Annotated in this window: 1 protein-coding gene; it reads right to left on the bottom strand. The window is 45.0% G+C overall.

Going from position 1 to position 791, the window contains the following annotated elements; genetic code table 11:
* On the bottom strand, positions 1-791 hold a 791-nt coding region (locus D8863_RS10505), incomplete at both ends, for a MucBP domain-containing protein (protein ID WP_369008064.1).

The following is a 791-nucleotide window of genomic DNA, read 5'->3' as shown; positions in this document are numbered from 1 at the left end:
GCGGTAACCTGGAATATCCTTCTTAGGTTGTTCACCGTCTTCGGTTGGATGTCCTGGAATTTCGTTGCCTTCCTTATCCTTGTGACTGGTCTTAACCTTCTCATAAACGTGCTCTGTGTCGCCATTTGGAAGTTTCTTAGTCTCTACGAAGCGGTAACCTGGAATATCCTTCTTCGGTTGTTCGCCGTCTTCGCTTGGATAACCTGGAATTTCATTGCCTTCCTTATCCTTGTGACTAGTCTTAACCTTCTCATAAACGTGTTCTGTGTCGCCGTTTGGNAGTTTCTTCGTCTCTACGAAGCGGTAGCCTGGAATATCNTTCTTNGGTTGTTNNCCGTCTTCGGTTGGNTGNCCTGGAATTTCATTGCCTTCCTTATCCTTATGACTNGTCTTAACCTTCTCATAAACATGTTCTGTGTCGCCGTTTGGAAGTTTCTTCGTCTCTACGAAGCGGTAACCTGGAATATCCTTCTTAGGTTGTTCACCGTCTTCGGTTGGATGTCCTGGAATTTCGTTGCCTTCCTTATCCTTGTGACTGGTCTTAACCTTCTCATAAACGTGCTCTGTGTCGCCATTTGGAAGTTTCTTAGTCTCTACGAAGCGGTAACCTGGAATATCCTTCTTCGGTTGTTCGCCGTCTTCGCTTGGATAACCTGGAATTTCATTGCCTTCCTTATCCTTGTGACTAGTCTTAACCTTCTCATAAATCTTAACCTTCTCATAAACGTGTTCTGTGTCGCCGTTTGGAAGTTTCTTCGTCTCTACGAAGCGGTAGCCTGGAATATCTTTCT

Origin of the sequence: Streptococcus oralis (genome assembly GCF_003943825.1) — a bacterium.
GTDB classification, from domain to species: Bacteria; Bacillota; Bacilli; order Lactobacillales; family Streptococcaceae; genus Streptococcus; species Streptococcus oralis_CD.
The sequence above is the reverse complement of the archived record's forward strand: the minus strand, read 5'-3'. Positions and strand labels throughout refer to the sequence as shown.